22 protein-coding genes are annotated in these 20,956 nt (G+C 57.8%); 17 read left to right on the plus strand and 5 right to left on the minus strand.

The genetic code is table 11. The features are described 5' to 3' along the window. Positions 1 to 224: 224 nt before the first annotated feature. On the minus strand, positions 225 to 677 hold the full coding sequence (locus tag FAES_RS13115) for a GNAT family N-acetyltransferase (RefSeq protein WP_015331701.1): 453 nt from the start codon (positions 675 to 677) through the stop codon (positions 225 to 227). Between the two features lie 155 nt (positions 678 to 832). Continuing rightward, complete coding sequence (locus FAES_RS13120) at positions 833 to 1,864, minus strand: RluA family pseudouridine synthase (RefSeq protein WP_015331702.1); 1,032 nt, start codon at positions 1,862 to 1,864, stop codon at positions 833 to 835. A 133-nt stretch (positions 1,865 to 1,997) separates the two neighbouring features. Between FAES_RS13120 and FAES_RS13125 the strand changes: the two genes are divergently transcribed. Then, a complete protein-coding gene (locus FAES_RS13125; RefSeq protein WP_015331703.1) occupies positions 1,998 to 2,936 on the plus strand; it encodes a 1-aminocyclopropane-1-carboxylate deaminase/D-cysteine desulfhydrase in 939 nt (312 codons plus the stop codon). A 170-nt stretch (positions 2,937 to 3,106) separates the two neighbouring features. After that, on the plus strand, positions 3,107 to 4,597 hold the full coding sequence (locus tag FAES_RS29000) for a sensor histidine kinase (protein ID WP_015331704.1): 1,491 nt from the start codon (positions 3,107 to 3,109) through the stop codon (positions 4,595 to 4,597). A gap of 6 nt (positions 4,598 to 4,603) precedes the next feature. On the opposite strand, the gene FAES_RS13135 is transcribed toward FAES_RS29000, so the two are convergent. Continuing rightward, positions 4,604 to 5,098 (minus strand): DUF421 domain-containing protein, encoded by a 495-nt coding sequence (locus FAES_RS13135; RefSeq protein WP_015331705.1) that lies wholly within the window; start codon positions 5,096 to 5,098, stop codon positions 4,604 to 4,606. Between the two features lie 86 nt (positions 5,099 to 5,184). On the opposite strand from FAES_RS13135, the gene cobT reads away from it, so the two are divergent. The 7 genes from cobT (at position 5,185) to FAES_RS29005 (ending at position 12,624) form a co-directional block, all read left to right on the plus strand. Beyond that, positions 5,185 to 6,216, plus strand: a complete 1,032-nt coding sequence (gene cobT / locus FAES_RS13140) for a nicotinate-nucleotide--dimethylbenzimidazole phosphoribosyltransferase (RefSeq protein ID WP_015331706.1) — start codon at positions 5,185 to 5,187, stop codon at positions 6,214 to 6,216. A gap of 102 nt (positions 6,217 to 6,318) precedes the next feature. Then, positions 6,319 to 7,104 (plus strand): adenosylcobinamide-GDP ribazoletransferase, encoded by a 786-nt coding sequence (locus FAES_RS13145; protein ID WP_041257843.1) that lies wholly within the window; start codon positions 6,319 to 6,321, stop codon positions 7,102 to 7,104. Positions 7,105 to 7,117: 13 nt separating this feature from the next. Then, complete coding sequence (gene cobC / locus FAES_RS13150; RefSeq protein ID WP_041257844.1) at positions 7,118 to 7,714, plus strand: alpha-ribazole phosphatase; 597 nt, start codon at positions 7,118 to 7,120, stop codon at positions 7,712 to 7,714. A gap of 54 nt (positions 7,715 to 7,768) precedes the next feature. Continuing rightward, a complete protein-coding gene (locus FAES_RS13155) occupies positions 7,769 to 8,311 on the plus strand; it encodes a DUF6580 family putative transport protein (RefSeq protein ID WP_015331709.1) in 543 nt (180 codons plus the stop codon). Between the two features lie 202 nt (positions 8,312 to 8,513). Next, entirely contained in the window at positions 8,514 to 9,296 is a 783-nt protein-coding gene (locus FAES_RS13160; RefSeq protein ID WP_015331710.1) for a DUF1361 domain-containing protein, read from the plus strand. Positions 9,297 to 9,322: 26 nt separating this feature from the next. After that, entirely contained in the window at positions 9,323 to 10,522 is a 1,200-nt protein-coding gene (locus FAES_RS13165) for a hypothetical protein (RefSeq protein WP_015331711.1), read from the plus strand. Then, the gene (locus FAES_RS29005; protein WP_015331712.1) at positions 10,519 to 12,624 is read left to right on the plus strand and encodes a sensor histidine kinase; all 2,106 of its coding nucleotides are present in this window, start codon (positions 10,519 to 10,521) and stop codon (positions 12,622 to 12,624) included. The genes FAES_RS13165 and FAES_RS29005 overlap by 4 nt, the downstream gene beginning before the upstream one ends. A gap of 125 nt (positions 12,625 to 12,749) precedes the next feature. Here the strand turns inward: FAES_RS29005 and FAES_RS13175 are convergent, their stop codons facing one another. Further along, complete coding sequence (locus tag FAES_RS13175) at positions 12,750 to 13,304, minus strand: fasciclin domain-containing protein (protein WP_015331713.1); 555 nt, start codon at positions 13,302 to 13,304, stop codon at positions 12,750 to 12,752. Positions 13,305 to 13,574: 270 nt separating this feature from the next. After that, positions 13,575 to 15,830: a S9 family peptidase gene (locus FAES_RS13180; protein WP_015331714.1), complete on the minus strand. Its 2,256-nt coding sequence runs from the start codon at positions 15,828 to 15,830 to the stop codon at positions 13,575 to 13,577. 68 nt (positions 15,831 to 15,898) lie between these two features. On the opposite strand from FAES_RS13180, the gene FAES_RS13185 reads away from it, so the two are divergent. The 8 genes from FAES_RS13185 to FAES_RS13220 all read left to right on the plus strand — a co-directional run bounded on the left by FAES_RS13185 (position 15,899) and on the right by FAES_RS13220 (position 20,925). Next, positions 15,899 to 16,501 (plus strand): RNA polymerase sigma factor, encoded by a 603-nt coding sequence (locus tag FAES_RS13185; protein ID WP_015331715.1) that lies wholly within the window; start codon positions 15,899 to 15,901, stop codon positions 16,499 to 16,501. Positions 16,502 to 16,531: 30 nt separating this feature from the next. Next, positions 16,532 to 16,837: a hypothetical protein gene (locus FAES_RS13190; RefSeq protein ID WP_015331716.1), complete on the plus strand. Its 306-nt coding sequence runs from the start codon at positions 16,532 to 16,534 to the stop codon at positions 16,835 to 16,837. Continuing rightward, positions 16,834 to 17,445: a periplasmic heavy metal sensor gene (locus FAES_RS13195; protein ID WP_051054130.1), complete on the plus strand. Its 612-nt coding sequence runs from the start codon at positions 16,834 to 16,836 to the stop codon at positions 17,443 to 17,445. The genes FAES_RS13190 and FAES_RS13195 overlap by 4 nt, the downstream gene beginning before the upstream one ends. Positions 17,446 to 17,458: 13 nt before the next feature. Continuing rightward, positions 17,459 to 18,253, plus strand: a complete 795-nt coding sequence (locus tag FAES_RS13200) for a YHYH protein (RefSeq protein ID WP_041257845.1) — start codon at positions 17,459 to 17,461, stop codon at positions 18,251 to 18,253. Then, entirely contained in the window at positions 18,225 to 18,812 is a 588-nt protein-coding gene (locus FAES_RS13205) for a toxin-antitoxin system YwqK family antitoxin (protein WP_015331719.1), read from the plus strand. Before FAES_RS13200 ends, FAES_RS13205 begins: the two co-directional genes overlap by 29 nt. Beyond that, positions 18,781 to 19,461 (plus strand): SCO family protein, encoded by a 681-nt coding sequence (locus FAES_RS13210; RefSeq protein WP_015331720.1) that lies wholly within the window; start codon positions 18,781 to 18,783, stop codon positions 19,459 to 19,461. Before FAES_RS13205 ends, FAES_RS13210 begins: the two co-directional genes overlap by 32 nt. A gap of 26 nt (positions 19,462 to 19,487) precedes the next feature. Further along, positions 19,488 to 20,195, plus strand: coding sequence for a 16S rRNA (uracil(1498)-N(3))-methyltransferase (locus tag FAES_RS13215; protein WP_015331721.1), 708 nt, complete (start codon positions 19,488 to 19,490; stop codon positions 20,193 to 20,195). A 61-nt stretch (positions 20,196 to 20,256) separates the two neighbouring features. Continuing rightward, positions 20,257 to 20,925 (plus strand): DUF4159 domain-containing protein, encoded by a 669-nt coding sequence (locus FAES_RS13220; protein WP_015331722.1) that lies wholly within the window; start codon positions 20,257 to 20,259, stop codon positions 20,923 to 20,925. The last annotated feature ends 31 nt before the right edge of the window (positions 20,926 to 20,956 follow it).

Consider the following 20,956-nt stretch of genomic DNA (forward strand, 5'->3'; position numbering starts at 1 on the left):
ATGCGTTGCCGCCTGCTCGGTTGCTTGACGCTTACCGACCTGTTGTCGACGCATCGATCAATCGTGGAGCCTTCGCCAGGTACGAACCGGCGGCTCGATTGCTTTGCCTGCCTGTCAAAGTGTGTTTAGCGGCTATCCTGTCGATAGCCACCAGTTGCCAAGGGGCTATGAATGAGCGCCCACTGGAGGTAGTGCACCTATACGTATAGCCGGTAACCAAGTCGTTAAAAATCGAGGTGGCAGTTGGTCCAACCGTCGTCGAAGCGGGTGCCGAATTGCTTGTAGAAACCAATGGCAGGTTTGTTCCAGTCGAGGACCTGCCACATCATGCCCGTGCAATTGGTGGCTTTGGCCTGCTCGATGGTGGCGTCGAGCAACTCCTTGCCCAGGCCTTGCCCGCGGTGGCTTTCGGTCACGATGATGTCTTCCAGGTACAGCCGCTTGCCTTTCCAGGTCGAGTACCGATAGTAGTACAGCGCGATGCCGACGAGTTTGCGAGTCTGTTGATCTTCGGCCACCAGCAGGCCAAACAGCGGATTGGGGCCGAAGCCATCATCGAGCAGTTGCTCGGCGGTATTGGTTACCTCGTCGGCGGCTTCTTCATAGACGGCCAGTTCGCGGATGAGGTCGAACACCTGTGGAACATCAGCCTTCGTGCCGGTGCGGATTGTGATCATGAGTAGAGGAAGGGTGAAAAAGAATGAATAATGGACAATGGATAATGTATGATGAATAATGAACGATGGCGCTACAAAGCTATAGGTTGTGGGGCACGCTTACACATTGTCCATTATGCATTGTTCATCGTTCATTATTCATCATACATTATCCATTATACATTATTCATTCTCCCCCGCCATTTGTCCAGCGCGGCCTGGAAGTCGGCGGGGAGGGGGGAATCGAACTGAAGCCGCTCGCCGGTTCTGGGGTGGGTGAAGCCCAGCGAGCGGGCGTGCAGCGCCTGCCGGGGCAACAAGGCAAAGGCATTGCCGACAAACGCCTTGAACGACCCGTTGACGCTGCCGCGCAGAATGCGGTCGCCGCCATACATGGCATCGTTGAAGAGCGGGTGGCCGATGTGCCGGAAATGTGCCCGAATCTGGTGGGTACGTCCGGTTTCGAGGTTGCACTGCACCAGCGACACGAAATTCAGCGGCTCCAGGGTGCGGTAGTGCGTCACCGACCATTTGCCTTTTGTCTCGTCGTCGTAGATGGTCATCACCTTGCGGTCGGCAGCCGAGCGGCCAATGTAGCCCGTAATGGTGCCGTCGGCGGGGTCGGGTTGGCCCCACACCAGCGCCACGTAGGTACGTTCGATGCTGTGGTCGAAAAACTGCCGGGCCAGGTGGCTCATGGCGTATTCGGTCTTGGCGATCACCATCAGGCCCGACGTGTCTTTGTCGATGCGGTGCACCAGTCCCGGTCGGCCCTCGCCATTGCGGCCCGTGGGCAGGTTCTGCATGTGGTAAACGAGCGCGTTGACCAGCGTGCCGTCCCAGTTGCCGTGGGCCGGGTGCACGACCATGCCCGCCGGTTTGTTGACCACCAGCAGCTCGTTGTCTTCGTAGACAATATCGAGCGGAATGTCCTGTGGAATGACGGTGGTTTCGCGCGGGGGATGCGGCAGCGAGAGCACAATCAGGTCGCCGGGCTTTACTTTGTAGCTGGCTTTGGTGGGCTTGCCGTTCACCTGAATGCCGCCCGCGTCGATAGCCGCCTGCAGCTTGGTGCGGGTGGCGTTGGCCAGCTTTGAATCTAAAAACCGATCAATCCGCAGCATCGTCTGACCCGGATCCACCACAATGCGGTGGTGTTCGTAGAGGTCGTCGTTGTCTTCGGTTTCGTCGAGTTGTGTGTCTAGCATAGTGTCATTGGCACGCAGATGACGCAGATTGAACGTCTTTTCCAAATGGGTTTACGGAAGAATCGCTTCGATACCTATCAGGAAATCCATGTAAATCCGCCTGATCCGCGGGCTATAGCAAACCCAAAATTACATGCCTCTGCCTGATTTAGCGGCGCACCTCAACCAGATTGTCGGGCATTCGGCGCTCGACTACCTGCCCGACCCGTTTCCCGAACCTGTTCCCATCCGGCTCTTTCTGAAGCGCGACGATCAACTGCACCCGCTGGTGTCGGGCAATAAATGGCGTAAACTCAAGTACAACCTGCTGGCGGCGCGCGAACAGGGCCTGTCGACCATACTTACGTTTGGCGGGGCGTTTTCCAACCACCTCCACGCGACCGCTGCCGCGGGTAAGCTCTTCGGTTTCCAGACGATCGGGGTTGTACGCGGCGATGAACTCGCCCACCGACCCCTCAACCCGACGCTGACATTTTGCCGGGAGCAGGGGATGCACCTGCATTTCGTGAGCCGAACCGACTACCGGCGAGCCACCGACCCAACGTACCTGGTGGCGTTACAGGCGCAGTTTGGACCCTGTTACCTCGTGCCGGAAGGCGGCACCAATGCGTTGGCCATTCGCGGCACGGCCGAGATCATGCCTGAGATTGAACAGCAATGGCGCGACATAGAGTTACCGGAGGCGGCTTCAGCAGGTACGTTGCCGCATACGGTGGCGTGTGCCGTGGGCACGGCAGGTACGTTGGCCGGGCTGATCGCGTCGGCGCCTGAATCGGTGCGGGTGCTGGGTGTTTCGGCGTTGAAAGGGGCCGTCAATTTTGCCGCCCTGCCCAGTCCGTTGCCAGCCACCGTGCAGCTTAGCAATCAGTATGACTTTGGCGGCTACGCCCGGACAACACCCGAGTTGGATCGGTTTATTGAGGTCTTTGAGGAACGGACGGGCGTGCGGCTCGAACCGACCTACACCGGCAAGTTGCTCTACGCACTGTATGACCTGGCCCGGCAAGGCTATTTCCCCGAACAGGCCGGGGTTGTCGCCGTGCACACCGGTGGGTTGCAGATAAGGGGGTGACTGAAGCGGCTTTCAGCGAGAATCAGTCGTTATGACTTGATGAGTCAATGAGGCTATATGTTTTCTATAACGAAAAAAGATAAACATTTTATTTCAACTAGTTCCGTATTGAACACACCAGTTCGTTCGATCAAGCGACTTGCTTATCTTGCTGACTCAACGTGTAGACCATGACTTTAAAGCGGACCAATCTGTTAATTGCGACGGCTTTTCTATCCATTATTTTACTACTCAGCCTGACCACTTACCTATCCTGGCGGAGTAATCAGCGGGAGCAGCAGGTCAATGAACAAGTCCGGGATACATACGAAGTAATCGCCCAGATTGAACAGCTAACCAACGCGTCGCGTGATTTGCAAACCGACGCCCGGAGCTATGAATTGACGGGTAAACGGGAGTTTTTGCAGTCCTTTCGGGTGGCTAGTCAGAAACTGCCCCAACAACTAACCCAACTCGATCGGCTGCTGCGGCAACAACCACAGGCGCAGGCCCAGGTCAGGTTGCTGGGGCAACTGATCAATCAGCGACAGGGAGTTAGTCAGCAACTAATCAATCAACGGCAGGCGGCTGTTCCCCCCCAAACCGATGACTTACTGAAGCAGGGGCGGCAGTTGCTGTTTCAGATGCGCCCCATTGCCAAGGCTCTGACCGATCAGCAGCGGGCGCTGGTGGAGGCGCGGCTGCAACAGGCGCAGGCGGCTTACCAGACTACACAACAGCGCATTGGCCTGGCGACTGGCTCGGCCTTGGCCGTGATGGCCTTCATGCTCTGGGTGCTGTATGGCCAACTGCGGCGGCGGATGCGCAACGAAGCCAAACTGGCGCAACTCGACGTTGAACTGCAACACCAGCTGCAGCAGGAACAGGCGCATAATCAGGCGTTGGACCAGCTCAATCAGCAGTTGCGGCAGTCGAACGAAAACCTGCAGCAGTTTGCCTACATCGCCTCCCACGATCTACAGGAGCCCCTGCGCAAAATTCAGCAGTTCGGCGATCTGCTCAAGGCGCACTACAACGCGCTGGGCGATGCCGATCTCGAGCGCGATTACCTCAATCGGATGCAGACAGCCGCGCAGCGTATGTCGTTGCTGATCAGGGATTTGTTAGCTTTTTCGCGCATTTCGGTACAACCCGTAGCCGACACGGAGGTCGATCTGACAACGGTGCTTGAGCAGACGCTGGACAACCTGTCGGTAGCCATACAGGAAACCAACGCCCAGCTCACGGTCGGCCCACTGCCCAGGGTAATAGGGGAGACGTTTCAACTTGGGCAGCTCTTCCAGAATTTGCTATCAAACGCGTTGAAGTTTCACCCGCCGGGCAACGTACCCCATGTGCAGGTTCGGGCAAGTGAGCTTGCCGATTCGCAACTGCCCGCCACGGTAAAACCGGCTCAGGCTGCGGCGCGTTACTACCAAATCGACATCGTGGACGATGGCATTGGTTTCGACGAAAAATACCTGCACCAGATCTTTCAGGTGTTTCAGCGGCTGCATGGCAAGAGTCAGTTTGCGGGTACGGGTATCGGGCTGGCGATCTGCCAGAAGGTGGTGGTGAACCACGGCGGGGCCATCACCGCGACGAGCCAACCGGGTGGTGGCTCCTGTTTCAGCATCTATCTGCCCGTTCAGGCGTCGAAAGTCGACCGGCAACCGGCCTAATAAGCGTTACGCTATCGGAATAACGCTCAGCGTGCCGCTCCCTTCCATGTAGCACTGTTTAACCTCGTCGATGCGCTCAATGCCCTGTTGGCGCAGCAATCCCATAAACTCGTCTTCCGTGAGGAATTCGCGTCGGAGGTTTTGCTTCATCAGCACCCCATTTTTAATGAGCAGCGTCGGCTCCGGGTTGCTCAGGCGTTCAAACAGCGGCGAGCGAATGCCCATCCAGTTGATGAAAAAATCCCAGCCGACGAGCGTGCCCACGAGCGCGGCGCCTTCGGTAATGGATTCGTAGGTGCCCGCCATGGCGTTCTGGGCGGCGTCGGAGATGAGCGTGATCAGCAGAATGTCGGTGATGTTGAGCTGGCCGCTGCTCCGCCGCACAAAGCGCATGTAAACGAAGACGATCCAGTACGTAATCGTACCGCGGATAATCATCTCAAGGACCGAGCTGCTTGGCGTAAACATGCGCTCCCAATCAATCGAAATTAGTTTTTCCATGCCAGCCGGGTTACTAAACGTGCCATTAGTGCCATTAATCGTAACTGATTGACCAACTTTGGGGTTTAGAATTCTTAGTCAACACCATGCCTGCTCTACCACTCGACCGTTCACGGGAGCCCCGCTTACGATACCTCATCGACCATAAAACCAAGCCCCTGGGGGCCTTGGGGCAACTCGAAGCCCTGGCCTTGCAGATTGGCCTGATTCAACAAACCGAAACGCCCGCGCTTACGCAGCCGCATCTGCTGGTGTTCGCCGCAGACCACGGCATAGCGGCCGAAGGGGTGAGCGCTTACCCCGCCGAAGTCACCTATCAGATGGTGCAGAACTTCATCAACGGCGGGGCGGCCATCAATGTGTTTTGCCGTCAGCAGGGGCTTAGCCTGGTGGTTTGCGACGTGGGGGTGCGGGGTACGTTCGAGCACAACACGCCCGAGTTTGTCAAGTTTAAGGTGCAGCCCGGTACCCGCAACATGTGCCATGAACCCGCCCTGTCGATCGACGACTGCGAGGCCGCGATGGATGCCGGTCGGATGCTGGTGGATGGGGTGCAACACCGGGGCTGCAACACGGTCGGTTTTGGTGAAATGGGCATTGGCAACACCTCGTCGGCCGCGCTGCTGATGCATCGGCTGCTCAACCTGCCGCTGGCGCAATGCGTGGGGCGTGGTACCGGCCTGACTGATGCGCAACTGGCCCACAAACTCACGGTGCTACAGGCCGTTGCTGACCGATATGCTCACTTCACCAAACCAATGGAGCTACTCTGCGCGATGGGCGGGCTGGAAATCGCCGCTATCGCCGGTGGAATGTTGCGCGCGGCGGAGAATCAGATGGTGATTCTGGTCGACGGGTTTATTGCCACGGCGGCGTTGCTGGTCGCCCGTGCGCTGGACCCCGCCGTGCTGGACTACTGCGTTTTTTCGCACCAATCGGCTGAACAGGGCCACCGGCTAATGCTGGACGCCCTCAACGCGCGGCCCCTGCTTCACCTCGACCTGCGCCTGGGTGAGGGTACGGGCTGCGCCCTGGCTTACCCACTGCTTCAATCGGCCGTGGCGATGCTCAATGAGATGGCCTCGTTTGAGCAAGCTGGCATAAGTGAGAAACCGTAAACGGAAGGATGCGGTATGAATGATGAATTGGCTGACGCGCCAGCAATGTCCATGCGTCAGTCAATTCATCATTCATACCGCATCCTTCATCAATTGCTGTCCATGAAGACGCTGTTCTTTACTGCTCTGATGTTTTACACGCGGCTGCCCGTGCCCAAAGGCATCGACCATTCAGACGATAAGCTCAATCGGTCAACGGTATTCTTTCCGCTCATTGGCTGGATCATCGGAGGGATCGGGGTCGGGGCTTATTGGGTGGGTAGCGTATTGTTTCCGCCCGAACTGGCGGTGCTGTTGAGTATGATCGCGACGGTCTGGGCCACGGGGGCGTTCCACGAAGATGGCTTCGCCGATGTCTGCGACGGCTTCGGTGGGGGCTGGTCGAAGGCGCAGATCCTGACGATCATGAAAGATAGCCGGCTGGGTACGTATGGGACGATCGGGCTGGGGCTGCTGTTGGCCGTGAAGTTTTTTGCGCTGATGAAACTGCTGCCCGGCGAGCCGTTTGGCTGGCCGGTCGCGCTGAAATACATCTCGGCCCATAGCCTCAGTCGCTGGATCGCCACTACGGTCATTGCCGCCATGCCCTACGCCCGCGACGACGAGCAGTCGAAAGCCAAACCCATTGCCAAAGGCGGCATCCGGGGCTGGCCGCTGGTAATGGCTACGGTCTTTGGCCTGTTGCCCACGGCGGTGTTGTGTGTGCTGTCGGGCCTCTGGATTTACGCCCTGTTTCTGGTGCCGTTGTTTCTGGTGCGCTGGCGGCTCATGCACTTCTTCCAAAAATGGCTAGACGGCTACACCGGCGATTGCCTCGGGGCCACGCAGCAACTGACCGAAGTGATCACGTACCTGTCGTATGTCTCGCTGGTGTGGGTCAGCCTATAAACTACTTACTGTAATGACTATTTACCTTATTCGCCATACCGAAGTGGCCGTGGGCCGGTCGATCTGCTACGGTGGGTCCGACGTGGCGCTGGCCGATAATTATGCCGAACAACTGGCCCACATTCAGACGAATCTGGCGACCCCACCCAACGTCATCTGGGCAAGCCCGTTGAGCCGGTGTCGGCAGCTTGCTCAGGACCTCGCGCTGGCGAGCGAAGTCGCTGATGTTGTGGAAGTAAACTTCGACGATCGCCTGCGCGAGTACCACTTTGGCGACTGGGAGATGTTGCCCTGGTCGGACATACCGCGCGACGCCCTCGATCAGTGGATGAGTGATTTTGTCCAGTTGGCCCCGCCCAACGGCGAAACGTTTCAGGCACTGGCCGATCGGGTAGGTGCCTTTTGGCAGGAGAAAATCGAACCAATGGTCGAAAAGCATCCGAACGGAACTATATACGTTGTGAGTCACGGCGGTGTAATCCGAACTTTGCTCTGTCTGTTCCTCGACCTATCTTTGCGCAACGCTTACCGGCTCAATCTGGATTACGGGGCCGTCTGCAAGCTTACCTTAACTGGGTCTACCTACCAGATAGGGTACATCAACCGTTAAACAAAACAGCCGTTTCGAGCTAGAAACGCTTAACACTATACGTCACGTTCGTCAATGAAACCAATCCATATTCGCCTGACTACTGCCGCTTCTCTGGTCCTGCTCGTTGCCCTGTCGCGCACCATTCCTCACCCGCCCAACTTCACGCCCGTGATGGCGATGGCCCTCTTTGGTGGAGCCATGTTCGAGCGTAAATGGATCGGACTGGTGGTACCCGTGCTGGCCATGCTGCTAAGTGACACCTTGATCGGATTCCACGGTACGATGGGCGCCGTTTATGGCTCACTAGCGCTGGCCTGGGTGATCGGGGTGGTTGCACTGCGCAAGCCTACGTTCGGTCGGGTGGTTCTCAGTTCGCTGTCGGCATCGATTCTCTTTTTCCTGATAACCAATTTTGCCGTTTGGTACGGTAGCACCTTCTACCCGAAAACGCCGGGTGGGTTGCTCGCCTGCTACACGGCCGGTCTGGCCTTTTACAACAATCAGTCATTCTTCCTGAACGGTGTGTTTGGTGATCTGGCCTTCAGTGGGCTGCTCTTCGGTGGGTATGCGTTGCTGCAACGCCGTTTCCCGGTGCTGCGCCCGGCAACGGTCTAACCACCCATCGGTTCGCCTCAGTAACGCCCCGGCCTTAAGGTCGGGGCTTTTTTTGTGTCTAAAAAGTTACTAAATTTTAGTTAAGTATTTTTTTTAGTATATAGCAGGTGTACAAGTGCCGTAAGCTGTTGATTGGCTAGTATTTATGGCTACTTTAGGCGATGCAGTAGCTTCCTAAACTATTCATAAATACTTAATTGATATGGCATCCACGTTGAACCTGCGCCCTGCGCTTACCTCTGCCCGGATCGTTCTTTTGCTCACAGTTGGCAACGTCCTCATTCTTCTCTTGCGCAACTGGATTCTGGGCGGGTCTAATGAGTTTAATTTTCTCTTTCATAATCTGTTTTCCGGCTTCGAGCCGTTGCTGATCGCGTACGTGCTGCTGATCGTCAATCAGCGCATCGGTACCGTCGTTTTCTGGATTGGGACGTCGCTTTGGGTGCTGTTTTACCCCAATAGCCCCTATATGATCAGCGACCTTATCCACGTGACCCTGCGTACCAACGTACCCACCGACTCCAGCAGCATCCCGGATGAAATCGTCGACCGCGTCGTGTTCAATGTGCTCATCGTCTTTTCGTTCGCCATGCTGTCGGTGTTCTACGGCTTTGTGTCGCTCAAAATCATGTACTCCCTCTTCCGGGTACGTTACAGCGCCAGCGTCGCCAAAACGCTGATCGGCGTGGCGGTGGCGCTGAGCTGCGTTGGCTTTTACATCGGGCGTACGATCAAGGCGGAGGCCATCAGCACGAAGGAAAACCTGTATTCGGCTGATTTCCTGTTTCATCCGATCGAAGCAATCGGCAGCATCTGGCCGAAGCTGTTTCCGTCGGCTGAACACGAATACCCATACTACATGATGATCCTGTTCGGTATCGTGCAGTGTTCGCTGCTGCTGATGATGCGCAACGTGCGCAACATTGAATCAAACGAACTGGTGGCTTCGCCGCGCCATGGGTCGGGCCGCATCTTGACAAACTAGCCCGTTCTATTCACACCTCACTTTTTATGACTACGCTCCGAAAGACCACGTACCTGTTGCTGGCCATCCTAGCCATCTTTGTCTTGCCCTGGGTAGGCGCCAGTATCCAGTATCAAGACCAGTTTCCGCCCGATTTCTTCGCATATCCTATGTTGTCATCCCCTCAGCAGGAGGCCTTCAGCTGGCCCATATTTCTGCTGTTTGCGGGGTTGTCGGTGGCGGTGATCGTGCTGTATCTGTTTCCCCGGCTGTTCGGGTTCCGGGCGGTCCCGCAACCCGACTATCGCCCTGCCAAACGAGTCGGCTTCCCCCTCTGGTTCTGGCTTGGGCTGGTGTCGTGGGGCGGGGTGGCGGTGCTGCTCTGGACCAAAGCGACGGGCCCCGCCTGGCTGCTGCACTGGTCTGATATGCCGCTATTCTGGGGGTTTGCGCTCATGATCGACGGCTGGGTGTATGTGCGGCAGGAGGGCCGGTCGCTGATCAGCCGGGTGCCGCAGGAAGTAATCGGGATCGGGGTGTCGTCGGTGATGGGCTGGATGCTCTTCGAATACCTTAATTTCTTTGTCGAAGACAACTGGTTCTATCCCAAAGGCGACATCATCGACCGCGAGGAGTTTCTGCTCTATGCGGCCGTTATCTCGTCGGGCCTGCTGCCGCTGGCGTTCGAGTGGTACAGCCTCTTCAAGAGCATACCCGCCCTCCGCGAGCGGTTTTCGCTGGGGCCGAAGATCGTATTGCCCGAGTGGCTAAAGACCACCGCGCTCTGGTTATCGGTGGTATTGCTGGTGTTGGCGGGGCTCTTCCCTGCGCAACTGTTCTTCACGCTTTGGCTCACGCCGGCCATCCTGTTGGCTACCGTACTCGACAAAATCGGCGTCTGGACGCCCCTGCGCCCCATCGGGCAGGGCAACTGGACACCCGCTCTGCTGATTGCCCTGAGCTACCTGATCGAGGGATTTTTCATCGAAGGGCAGAATTATTTCAGCGCGACGCACGGGCCCAACCGCGAGATTCTTTACACCATGGCCCCCGCCTACTGGCAGTACAACCTCCCCTACGTGAATGCGTATCACCTGTTTGAAATGCCGCTCATCGGGTACTCGGGTTACCTGCCCTTTGGTGTCTATTGCTGGCTGTGGTGGATCGCCTTCGCCACCCTGCAGGGAATTCCATCCCGCTTTTTTCAGGAAGCCCCGTTTCAGCCGCATAAGCCCGAGCCCGCATGAGCCTACGTCTCGTACTGCTGCTGCTGTTCGTCGGCTGTCCGGTCTGGTCACTGGCTCAGCCGATTGTCTGGACCGGACAAGCTGACTTCCTGACGATTGGCGACCGGGTCTCGATCCTGACCGACACGACGGGGAACCTGACCATCGGGCAGGTCACGTCGCCTGCCTTTCAGGGGCGATTCAGGCCTTCTAGGCAGGTGATTATCAACGTGGGCTTCTCTGACCGAATTCATTGGCTGCGGTTTTCGGTTGACAACCCCACGCCGGACAAGCTGTTGCTGGAAGTGGCGCAGGCCTTCCTGCCCATCACGGAACTCTACTACCAGAATGAGGCCGGGAAAACCGTCAGGCTGACGGCTGGGTTCCGCATTCCGGTCGACCAGAAAATCCGGAAACACCACTATCAGGTCTTTCCCATCCCGCCCGGCCGGCATACCTATTTTGTTCGGTTGCTGGCTCATTCGCAGCCAGTACCCATCAGCCTCTGGGAGGAGTCGGCTCACGAAATCAAAACCTACCGGCAACGCCTGATTTATGGCTTCTACCTGGGCTTCATGTTTTTCGTGTTGCTGAGTAACCTGTTCTTCTTTTTCTCGCTGCGCAACCGGATGTACCTGTTCTACGCGGTCGTGGTGCTGATTTACGTCTCGTACTCCATGGCCGTGCTCGACGGCTTCATTGTGTACTTCGTCGATGGGCTGGACCTGACGTTCTGGTTCATCACCATCCCGACAATTGGCGTAACGGTGCAGACCACCTACTGCCTGCTGTTTCTGGAAGCCGGGCGCTACGTACCCAGAATCAGCCGGGTTGTGTGGGGTGTCGTCATCTACTTTGCGGCCTATGCCGTCCTGAAATACCTGCTGCCCATGCCGCTGATTCTGGCCATCAACACGGCCAATGCGCTGCTGTCGTTTTTCCTGATGGGCTTTGTGGGGATAAAGACCGGGCAGAAAGGAAACCGGCTGGGTTATTATTTTGCCCTGGCTTACTGCATCTATTTCCTGCTGGTGCTGACGGAGGCCACCTATGTTCAGACGGGCAAACCCGCCTACTTCGCCGAACTGAGCCACGTGACGCTGGCCACGCTGATCGAGAGTTTTATTCTTTCCTTCTTGCTGTCGAAACGGTTTGAATGGGAGCGGGCCGATATCGAGAAGGCCAAGGCCGAAGCCCAGCAGCAGTTGCTGGCGAAAACGCTTGAAAACGAGCAATTGCTGCTGTCGCAAAACGAGCTGCTGGAACTGGAAGTCGCCCAACGTACCCGCGACATCGAGCAGAAGTCGACGCAGCTTCAGCAATCGCTTCATGAGCTGAAAACGGCACAGGCGCAACTGATTCAGCACGAAAAAATGGCGTCGTTGGGTGAGCTCACGGCCGGTATCGCCCATGAGATCCAGAATCCGCTCAACTTCGTGAATAACTTTTCGGAGGTGTCGATTGAACTCGTCGACGAACTTCGGGTGGAACTGATGGCCGGTCGCCTCACCGACGCTGTAGCCCTTAGCCACGATCTGGCGGGGAATCTGCAACGGATTAGCCAGAACGGCAATCGGGCGGCGGGTATCGTGCGGGGTATGCTGGAGCACGCCCGGACCGGCAGCGGCGACCGGCAACCTACCGACCTGAACAGCGTTGCCGACGAATACCTGCGGATGGCCTACCGGGACCTGCGGACGAAAGATCCGTCGGTAGCCTTTGTGCTTCACACGAGCTTCGATCCGCAGCTTGAACCGGTGAGTGTGGTGGCGCAGGATGTGGCGCGGGTCATGCTCAACCTATACACCAATGCCTTCTACGCCCTGCGCGACCGGCAACGGCAGAGCGACCCCGCCACTTACCAGCCAACGCTTTGGGTGAGTACCGAGCGCACCGCCGATAGCATGCTGTTTCGGGTAAAGGACAATGGCCTGGGTATTCCGAACGAAGCGCTCAACAAAGTGTTTCTGCCGTTTTTTACCACAAAGCCAACCGGTCAGGGGGTTGGGCTCGGCCTGAGTCTGAGCTACGACATCATCAAGAAAGGGCTGGGCGGCGACATCCGCATCAACACCGAAGTTGGTCAGTACACAGAGGTGGTGTTCACGATTCCACTACCCTGACCCAACGTACCTGACTGATCAGGTACGTTCTGAGCAAAGCGAACGGGTATTAAGCAACAAAAGGCCCGGACAATCGCTGTCCGGGCCTCTGTTTGATGGTCACTTGGTAGTAGCCCGCGATACAATTACTTCGGCAGAAGTACGCTATCAACTACGTGGATTACACCATTGGACTGATTGACGTCGGCGATGGTCACCGTTGCGGTGCCGCCCTTCTCATCCATCAGTTCGATTTTCTTGCCTTTCTGCATGGCGGTCAGTGTGCCACCGGCTACCGTTTTCAGCGTGGCTTTGCCACCATCGGCCTTGATTTTGTTCATCAGGTCCATGGCGCTCATTTTGCCAGCCACTACGTGGTAGGTCAGCACACCCGTCAGCATGGCTTTGTTTTCGGGCTTCAAAAGCGTCTCAACGGTGCCCTTGGGCAGTTTGTCGAAAGCTTTGTTGGTTGGTGCGAATACGGTAAACGGACCGGGACCAGACAGGGTCTCGACCAGACCGGCGGCTTTCACGGCGGCTACCAGCGTGGTGTGATCCTTCGAGTTAACGGCGTTTTCGACGATATTTTTCGACGGATACATGGGCGCACCGCCAACGGTTACTGTTTTTTCCTGTGCATTGGCTACGTGGCCGAGGGTCAAAAAGGCCAGCGCACCCAGCCATACTTTTAGTGAAGTCATGATGTTTGTCGGCAGAATTACCTGCCTGTTTTTTTGTGAAAAGAATTAACGTTGGTCGACTAACAACAGACTTACGCTTAGGTATAAGGAGTTGGATTTACGGACGCTGAAAAAAATTAAGAATAGATACGTAGAGCCGACAACCCGCCCCGTCAACTGCCTGACTCTGACCAGCCCTAACGCAACGGACCCGCCCCGCCTGACCTACGGATGTGCAGAAAGCACAGCCAGGTGTCGGCGGGGCGGGCCCATCGGGATGGATCGTAACCCTTATCGGCCGCCCGGTGGGCAGTGGGTTTTCAGAAAGCTGGTGTACAGGCTGCTCAGGTGCTGCCGCGTACCGGCGCCTTCCGAAATGCCGTGCGACCGGTTGGGATAGGCCATCATCTGAAACGACTTGTTGTATTTGATCAGCTCATTGATAAGCATCTCGGCATTGGCGTAGTGCACGTTGTCGTCGCCCGTGCCGTGAATGTAGAGCAGGTTACCGCGCAGGTTTTTGGCGTGGCTAATGGGCGACCCCGACACGAAATCGTCCCGGTTTTCCTGCGGCAAACCCATGTATCGCTCCTGGTAGATGTTGTCGTAGGTCAACTGGTTGGCCACAGCCGCCACGGCGATGCCCGTTTTGTAGATGGCCGGGTACTGAAACAGCAGGTTCAGCGTGGTTGATCCACCGCCGCTCCAGCCCCAGACCGCTACCCGGCTGGTGTCGATGAAGCTATGCTGCTTAAACAGCGCCTGGGCGCCCTGCGCCTGATCGCGGATGTTGATGCGGCCAATCTGCCGGTAGATGCTCTTGCGCCAGGCGGCCCCTTTCAGGGTGGGCGTGCCCCGGTTGTCGAGCGCGGCGTAGATGTAGCCTTCCTTGGCCATATCGCCCGCAAACAGATCGTTTTGTCCTGCCGAGAACACGTCGTTGGTCGTGGTACCGGCCGGTTCGCCATACACGTAGAAAACGATGGGGTAGCGTTTGGTGCTGTCGAAATCCGTAGGCAGGGCCATCCAGCCGTCGAGGGTCACGTTCTCGGCGGTCGTCACCGTGAAGAAGCGGACGTTCTTACCTTTGGCGGTGTTGGCTTTGGGCGCATTGCCCCGCACAATGGCGTGGTCGGGCAGGCTCACCCACGCGCGCGTCGAGGGCGTCGAGCGGTTGGTGAAAGTATGCATGGCGAGGGTGCCGTTGGGCGAGATGTCGTAACCGTGCGTGCCAGCCAGGGTCGTGGGCGATAGCCGCTCCGCCGGGCGCGGGCCCGTTTCCTGCCCTTTCCCGTTCAGCGGTACACGGTACAGATACCGTTGGGTGGCGTTGTCGGGCGAGGCGGTAAAGTACACGTAGCCGCCACGTTCGTCGATGCGCTCCAGTTCACTCATGTCGTAGTTGCCGGGCGTGAGCAGCGTCTGTTGTTTGCCGTCGCTGCTGAGCTGGTAAATGTGCCGCCAGCCGTCTTTCTCCGAGACCCACAAAAACGCATTGCCGTTCTGCGTCCATTCCCAGCCGGTCGGGTCATCGCGATCCCAGCGGGCTTTGATGTCGATCCAGGCGTTGTCGGTTTCCGTGAAAATGGGCGTTGCCGTGTTTTTGGCCGTTTGGCAAACAAATAGCGTGCTTTGGTTCTGCTTCCGGTTCAATTGCTGCACGATCACGCGCCCGGCGGATTCGCGCCCGGCGGGGTCACTCGCGCTGCTGGGGAACCACTCGGCCCGCACCAGGTAGTGCTGCGCTGGATCGCCCGGGATGGGCAGCCACCGGGTAGGACCACCCGTGGCGCTCACCACGCCCAGCCGCGTCGGCGAGGGGGCTTCACCCACTTTGGGGTATTCGACCGGGATGGTGAAGGAGTAGATCGAGTCGGTGTTGTTGATCATCAGGAAATCGCGGATGCCGCTCGCGTCGACCTGCCAGTACAGAATCTGCTTGCTGTCGGGGCTCCAGCGGAACCCGTCGCGGCAGCCAAATTCTTCTTCGTAGGCCCAGTCGAACGTACCGTTGATGCGCTTGCGGGTACCGTCGGTAGTGAGCTGAGTTACCTTGCCTGTGGCGACCTCTTCCGAATACAGGTTGTTTTTGCTGACATACGCTACACGCTTGCCGTCGGGCGATAGTTTGGCGTAGAGCAGCGATTGGGCGGGCTGTTTTGCTCCGATCTGCCGGAGTTGGCCCGGGCGGCCCCCCGCGGTTTGGCGGCTGAGCAGGTAGTAATCGCCGCGGGTATTATAGCGCCAGACGCGGGCCGTGTTGGTAAAGATCAGCACCTGCGACGAATCGCGGCTGAAGGCGAAATCGGCCACCGTAATAGGGGCTTTGGCACCGTCGGGCGTGAGCTGCGCCGTGGTAATCAGGGGTGTTTCCTGCCCGCTGCGTACGTCGGTGCGGGTGATGGCCCCGTTGGCGATGTTAACCACGGCATTGCCATCGGCCGACCACCGAAGGGCCCGCGACCGGAATTGGGCCGAAGCCGATGAACCTGCGAGTAACGACGTACCCAGCAGAACAGCGGCGAGACGAATACGGAATAAATGCATCGAGATGAGTGTGTTGCACGGAATTGACTGGCAAAATACGACCGGAGCCGACTACTTTGCACGTTACGATGCCCGCCACCCCAAACACAACTGAACTTTTCCGGCTGCTAACCGCCATCGGGCAGGGTGATGAGGCGGCGTTTCGGCAGTTTTACGACCAAACCAAGGGGCGGGTGTTCAACACGGCGCTGGGGTACGTACCCAACCGCGAAGATGCCGAAGAGATCACGCAGGATGTGTTCGTGGCGGTATTTCGCTCGGCAGGTACGTTCCGGGGCGAGGCCAGCCCAACCACCTGGCTCTACCGCCTGACGGTCAGCAAGGCCCTTGACTGGGTCAAACACCGCCGGCGGCAAAAACGAGTTGCGTTGCTGACCAGCCTCTTCGGTACCGATACCGGCGACCTACCGTATGAGCCCCCCGACCCCGTCCATCCGGGCGTGTTACTCGATCAGCAGGAGAACGCCGCCGCCTTGTTTCGGGCCATCGACAAGCTGGCCGACAAGCAGAAAACGGCCTATATTCTGGCGCGGGTCGAGGGCTTGTCGAACGTCGAAACGGCCGATGTGATGCAGGTGAGCGTGGGGGCGGTTGAGTCGCTGCTGGCGCGGGCTACGGAGAACCTCAAAAAACAACTGACTTCTTTTTACAAATCATTCCGGGAGCCGTAGGAACCGGCCCCGTTTATCGTCTATCTGTGTATGGAACCGAAGCAGCAACAATGGATCAACGACGTACTGGGCAGCCTCGACGGCCTGCAACGTGCCGAACCCAGTCCGTTTTTGTACGCTAAAATCAGGAACCGCCTCAACGGCCAACCGGTGGCCTATGCGCCAAAAAAGCTGGTTTGGCTGGTGGCAGCCTCGTTTGCGCTCCTGGCCCTGCTGAATTGGCGGCTGGTTGCGTCGTCAACGGTGCCTACCAACGTACCCAGTGAGTCGGCCAGTCTGCGGGCGCTGGCTTCGGAATGGCAACTCTATCCCACCCACCAACTCTACGGCGAATGAACCAGACGCGCTTGCTGACCTGGGCCGTTGCGGGCCTGCTGCTGCTCAACCTGGGTACGTTGGGGTACCTGGCGCTCCGCCCGCGTGGCCTGCACCCGCCCAGACCCGGTACCCCCGGCGGACCCCCGCCTGATGGCCCTGCCACACTGATTATCGACCGGCTTCAGTTCGACGAAGGGCAACAGGCGCGCTACCGAACGCTCGTCCGTCAACACCAGCAGGCGTCGGCGCGGCTGGCTGAGGCGTCGACCAACCTGTATCAACGCTATTACAAGCTACTCAGCCAGGCCCAGCCCGATACTGCCGCCGCGCAGGCGTTGAGTAGCCAGATTGCGGCCAATCAGCGCGCCGTTGCCGAACTGAATTTTGCCCACTTCGCCCAGATTCGGGCCTTGTGCCGCCCTGACCAACTCCCGGCTTTCGTGCGCCTGCTTGACGATCTCACGCACCTGTTTCGCAATCCGCCGGGGCGTGGGCGGGTGGGTAGGAGAGAAGGCCCCCGCCGATGCCGTGACGTAGCGAAAAAACAGCGAAAAAAGGGACAGGGCCGTAGGAATGCCGTTGGCCTGTCGTCTAAGGCCGTACGAAGCAAACAGGCTTCGCGATGAACCACCAAACACGATGAAACGAAAAGGACTAATCATGGCCGCCGGGGGCCTGCTAACGGGCCTGCTGATCGCGGCCGCCTGCCAGAAAATGAGTGATGCCGTTGCCCCAACCAGCACGACGCCCACCACCTCAACCTCGGTAACCGTGGGAACGGGCGTGCCGGAGGTTTACAAAAAGTTGTATGGCGCCACGTCGATCTACGTGGAAGGCAGCAACATCGTGATCAAAACCAGCGGTCGGCCCGATCACAAGAGCCCGTATTACAAAGGCACCGCCTGGGAAAGCACCCTGTACGAAGCGTATAACGGCACCAACGCCCGCTACGCTCAGAACCCGAACATCATTGCCGAAACGAGCCTGACCTACAAGATTCCGATGAATCCGGCTGAAGACCCAACGCACGCGGCCACGCCATTGGGGTCGACGGGTGTGGCGCTCAACGGCGTCGCTTTTTTCAACCAATATGCGGCACAGAACGCGCCCCTGACCAACGAGGTGAATGGCTTCGACCAGTATGGCGGGCATCCGCAACAGCAGGGGCAATACCATTACCACGTCGAACCAACGTACCTGACGAACAGCAAAGGTAAAGACGCGCTAATGGGCTTTCTGCTCGATGGCTTCCCGGTGTATGGCCCCGTCGAAAACGGGAAAACCATCACCAATGCCGATCTGGACAAGTACCACGGCCACGTGGGCAAAACCGCTGACTACCCCAACGGCATTTACCACTACCACATCACGGCCGAAGACCCCTACATCAGCGGCAGCGGATTTTATGGCAAGGCAGGCACCGTTACGCGCTAGCTGGCTGGCTGGCCTGCTGGCCTGCTGGCTAGTCAACTGCGGGTCGGAGCCCGCTATTCCGATGATTTACGTGAACAGCGCTGCTACGGGCTGGCAATGGCGCGACGGGCAATTGTGGCTCAACAACCACCCGTTCAGTGGCTGGCAATACACCCTGCACCCCGCGGGCGATACGGCTTTTGTGGGGGCGTTCTGGGAAGGGAAAGCCGAGGGCATTCACCGAAAGCACTATGCCAACGGGCAACTGCGCGAACGGCGCCACTACCATCACGGCTGGCAGGAAGGCGAGCAACGGGGCTGGTACGCCGACGGAAAGCCGGAGTTCACGGTCCAATGCCAGCACGATGTCTACGAAGGCCGGTTGGTGGAGTGGTTTCCCAACGGGCGGCTGGCCCGGCGCGGCACCTACCATGAAGGGCACGAAAACGGCCCGCAGCAACTCTGGTTTGACAACGGCACGCTAAAGGCCAATTACGAAGCCCGCGCCGGCCGACTGTATGGCTTCACGGGCGTAAAAAACTGCAAAAATGCACGGGACTCGATTCGCGTGGCTTTCTAAGACCATCGCCCGGCTGGCCGTACTGGCGTGGCTGGGTACGTTGCTGGGTTGCGGATCGGGCCCGGCTACGACCGCCACTGGTGTTCCCTATTACAACACCCCCGATTTTACGCCGCTCTGGCTCGCCGACTCCGCCGCCGTGGCCCGCACCGTCACGCACTGGATCGACCCGTTTGCCTTCCGTGACCAGACCAACGCGCTCGTGACGCCAAGGACTATCGCGGGTAAGGTACACGTGGCTAATTTTTTCTTTACAGCCTGCCCCAGCATCTGCCCCAAAATGACGGGCCTCATGCGGGCCGTGCAGGATACATTTCGCGACGACCCGCGTGTGTTGTTGCTGTCCTACAGCGTGACACCCTGGGTTGACTCGGTAGCCCGGTTGAAGCAATACGCTGATCAGGAGGGAATTAAAGCCGATAAATGGCACCTGCTGACCGGCGATCGGGGACAATTGTATACCCTGGCTCGTCGGTCGTATTTTGCCGAAGAACGCATCGGGTTCACCCGCGACTCAACCGAGTTTTTGCATACCGAACACCTGATTCTGGTGGACGAAACCCGCCGCATTCGGGGCATTTACAACGGCACCCAACCGCAGGAAATCGACCATCTGATCGCCGACATCCGGGCATTGCTGGGTAGGTAGTACCTTTAAGTGGTAGTTTAGCGCCCATGCACCTGTTTTATCATCCTGCCCTGTTGCCCACCGATTCGCTGGGTACGTTGCCCGACGAAGACGCCCGCCACGCCGTAAAAACCTTGCGGCTCGGTGTTGGCGATCCCATTGCCGTTACCGACGGGCGCGGAAATCGGTTTCTGTGCGTTATTACGAAGGCGGACGCGAAGCAGTGTACGTTTCGGGTCGAACGGGTCGAACAAACGCCGGCCCGGCCGTTTGCGGTGCGTATTTGTGTAGCGCCGACCAAAAACATGGATCGGATTGAGTGGTTTGTGGAGAAGGCGGTTGAGGTGGGGATTGAGCGGATCAGCTTCTTTTTTGGCCAACACTCCGAACGGCGGGTGCTAAAACTGGAACGGATCGAAAAAATTGCCATCGCCGCCATGAAACAGTCGCTGCAATCGTGGTTACCCCAACTCGACGAGGCCGTGCCGTTTACTCAACTAGTACCTGCCATCACGGAGGTGCAACGGTTTATCGCGCATCTGCCTGACGGCGAAGTGGTGCCGCATCTGGCTCGGCAGGCGTTGCCAGGTACGTCGTGTGCGGTGCTGATTGGCCCCGAAGGCGATTTTTCGGCACAAGAAGTGCAGCAGGCTCTGGCGGCGGGTTTTCTGATGGCTACGCTCGGTACTAACCGGCTCCGCACCGAAACCGCCGCGCTGACGGCCTGTCAGGTAGTCAATTTGATTAACGCGTAGTTAGTTAACCAAACCTATAAGGTTTCAAAAACCTTATAGGTTTACAAGTCCGTTACCTCGTATGAACCGCTTTCTGCTCTTCGTTCTTATCGTTTGCTGTTCCTCGTTCAGCGCTGTACAGGCGCAGCCGTACGCGTACCGCATTGCCAAGCTGAAATACAATGGCGGGGGCGACTGGTATTCCAACAAAACGTCGCTGCCCAACCTCATTAAGTTTGCCAACCAGCAGTTGCGGATGAATATCTTCCCCGAAGAAGACATCGTCGACGCGGGTAGCCCCGATTTGTTCTCGTACCCGTTTGTGCACATGACCGGCCACGGCAACGTGCTGTTTTCGGAAGGCGACGTGCAGAACATGCGGCGGTACCTGATGTCGGGTGGTTTTCTGCACGTTGATGACAACTACGGGCTCGATAAATTTATCCGACGCGAGATGAAGCGGGTTTTCCCGGAATTGTCGTTCGTGGAACTGCCCTTTACGCACCCTATTTACAATCAGAAGTTCAAGTTTCCCAACGGATTGCCCAAGGTGCATGAGCACGACGGAAAAGCGCCGCAGGGATTTGGGCTGATCTATCAGGGACGATTGGTGTGCTTTTATAGTTATGAATGTGATCTGGGCAACGGCTGGGAGGATCAGGCGGTGTATAACGACCCCGAATCGGCCCGGCAGGCCGCGTTGCGCATGGGGGCCAACCTGCTGCAATACGCGACGACGGTGGTCAATTAGGCGTGGCCCCACCGTTACGGGACGTGGGTAT

Origin of the sequence: Fibrella aestuarina BUZ 2 (assembly GCF_000331105.1) — a bacterium.
In the GTDB taxonomy this organism is placed as follows: domain Bacteria; phylum Bacteroidota; class Bacteroidia; order Cytophagales; family Spirosomataceae; genus Fibrella; species Fibrella aestuarina.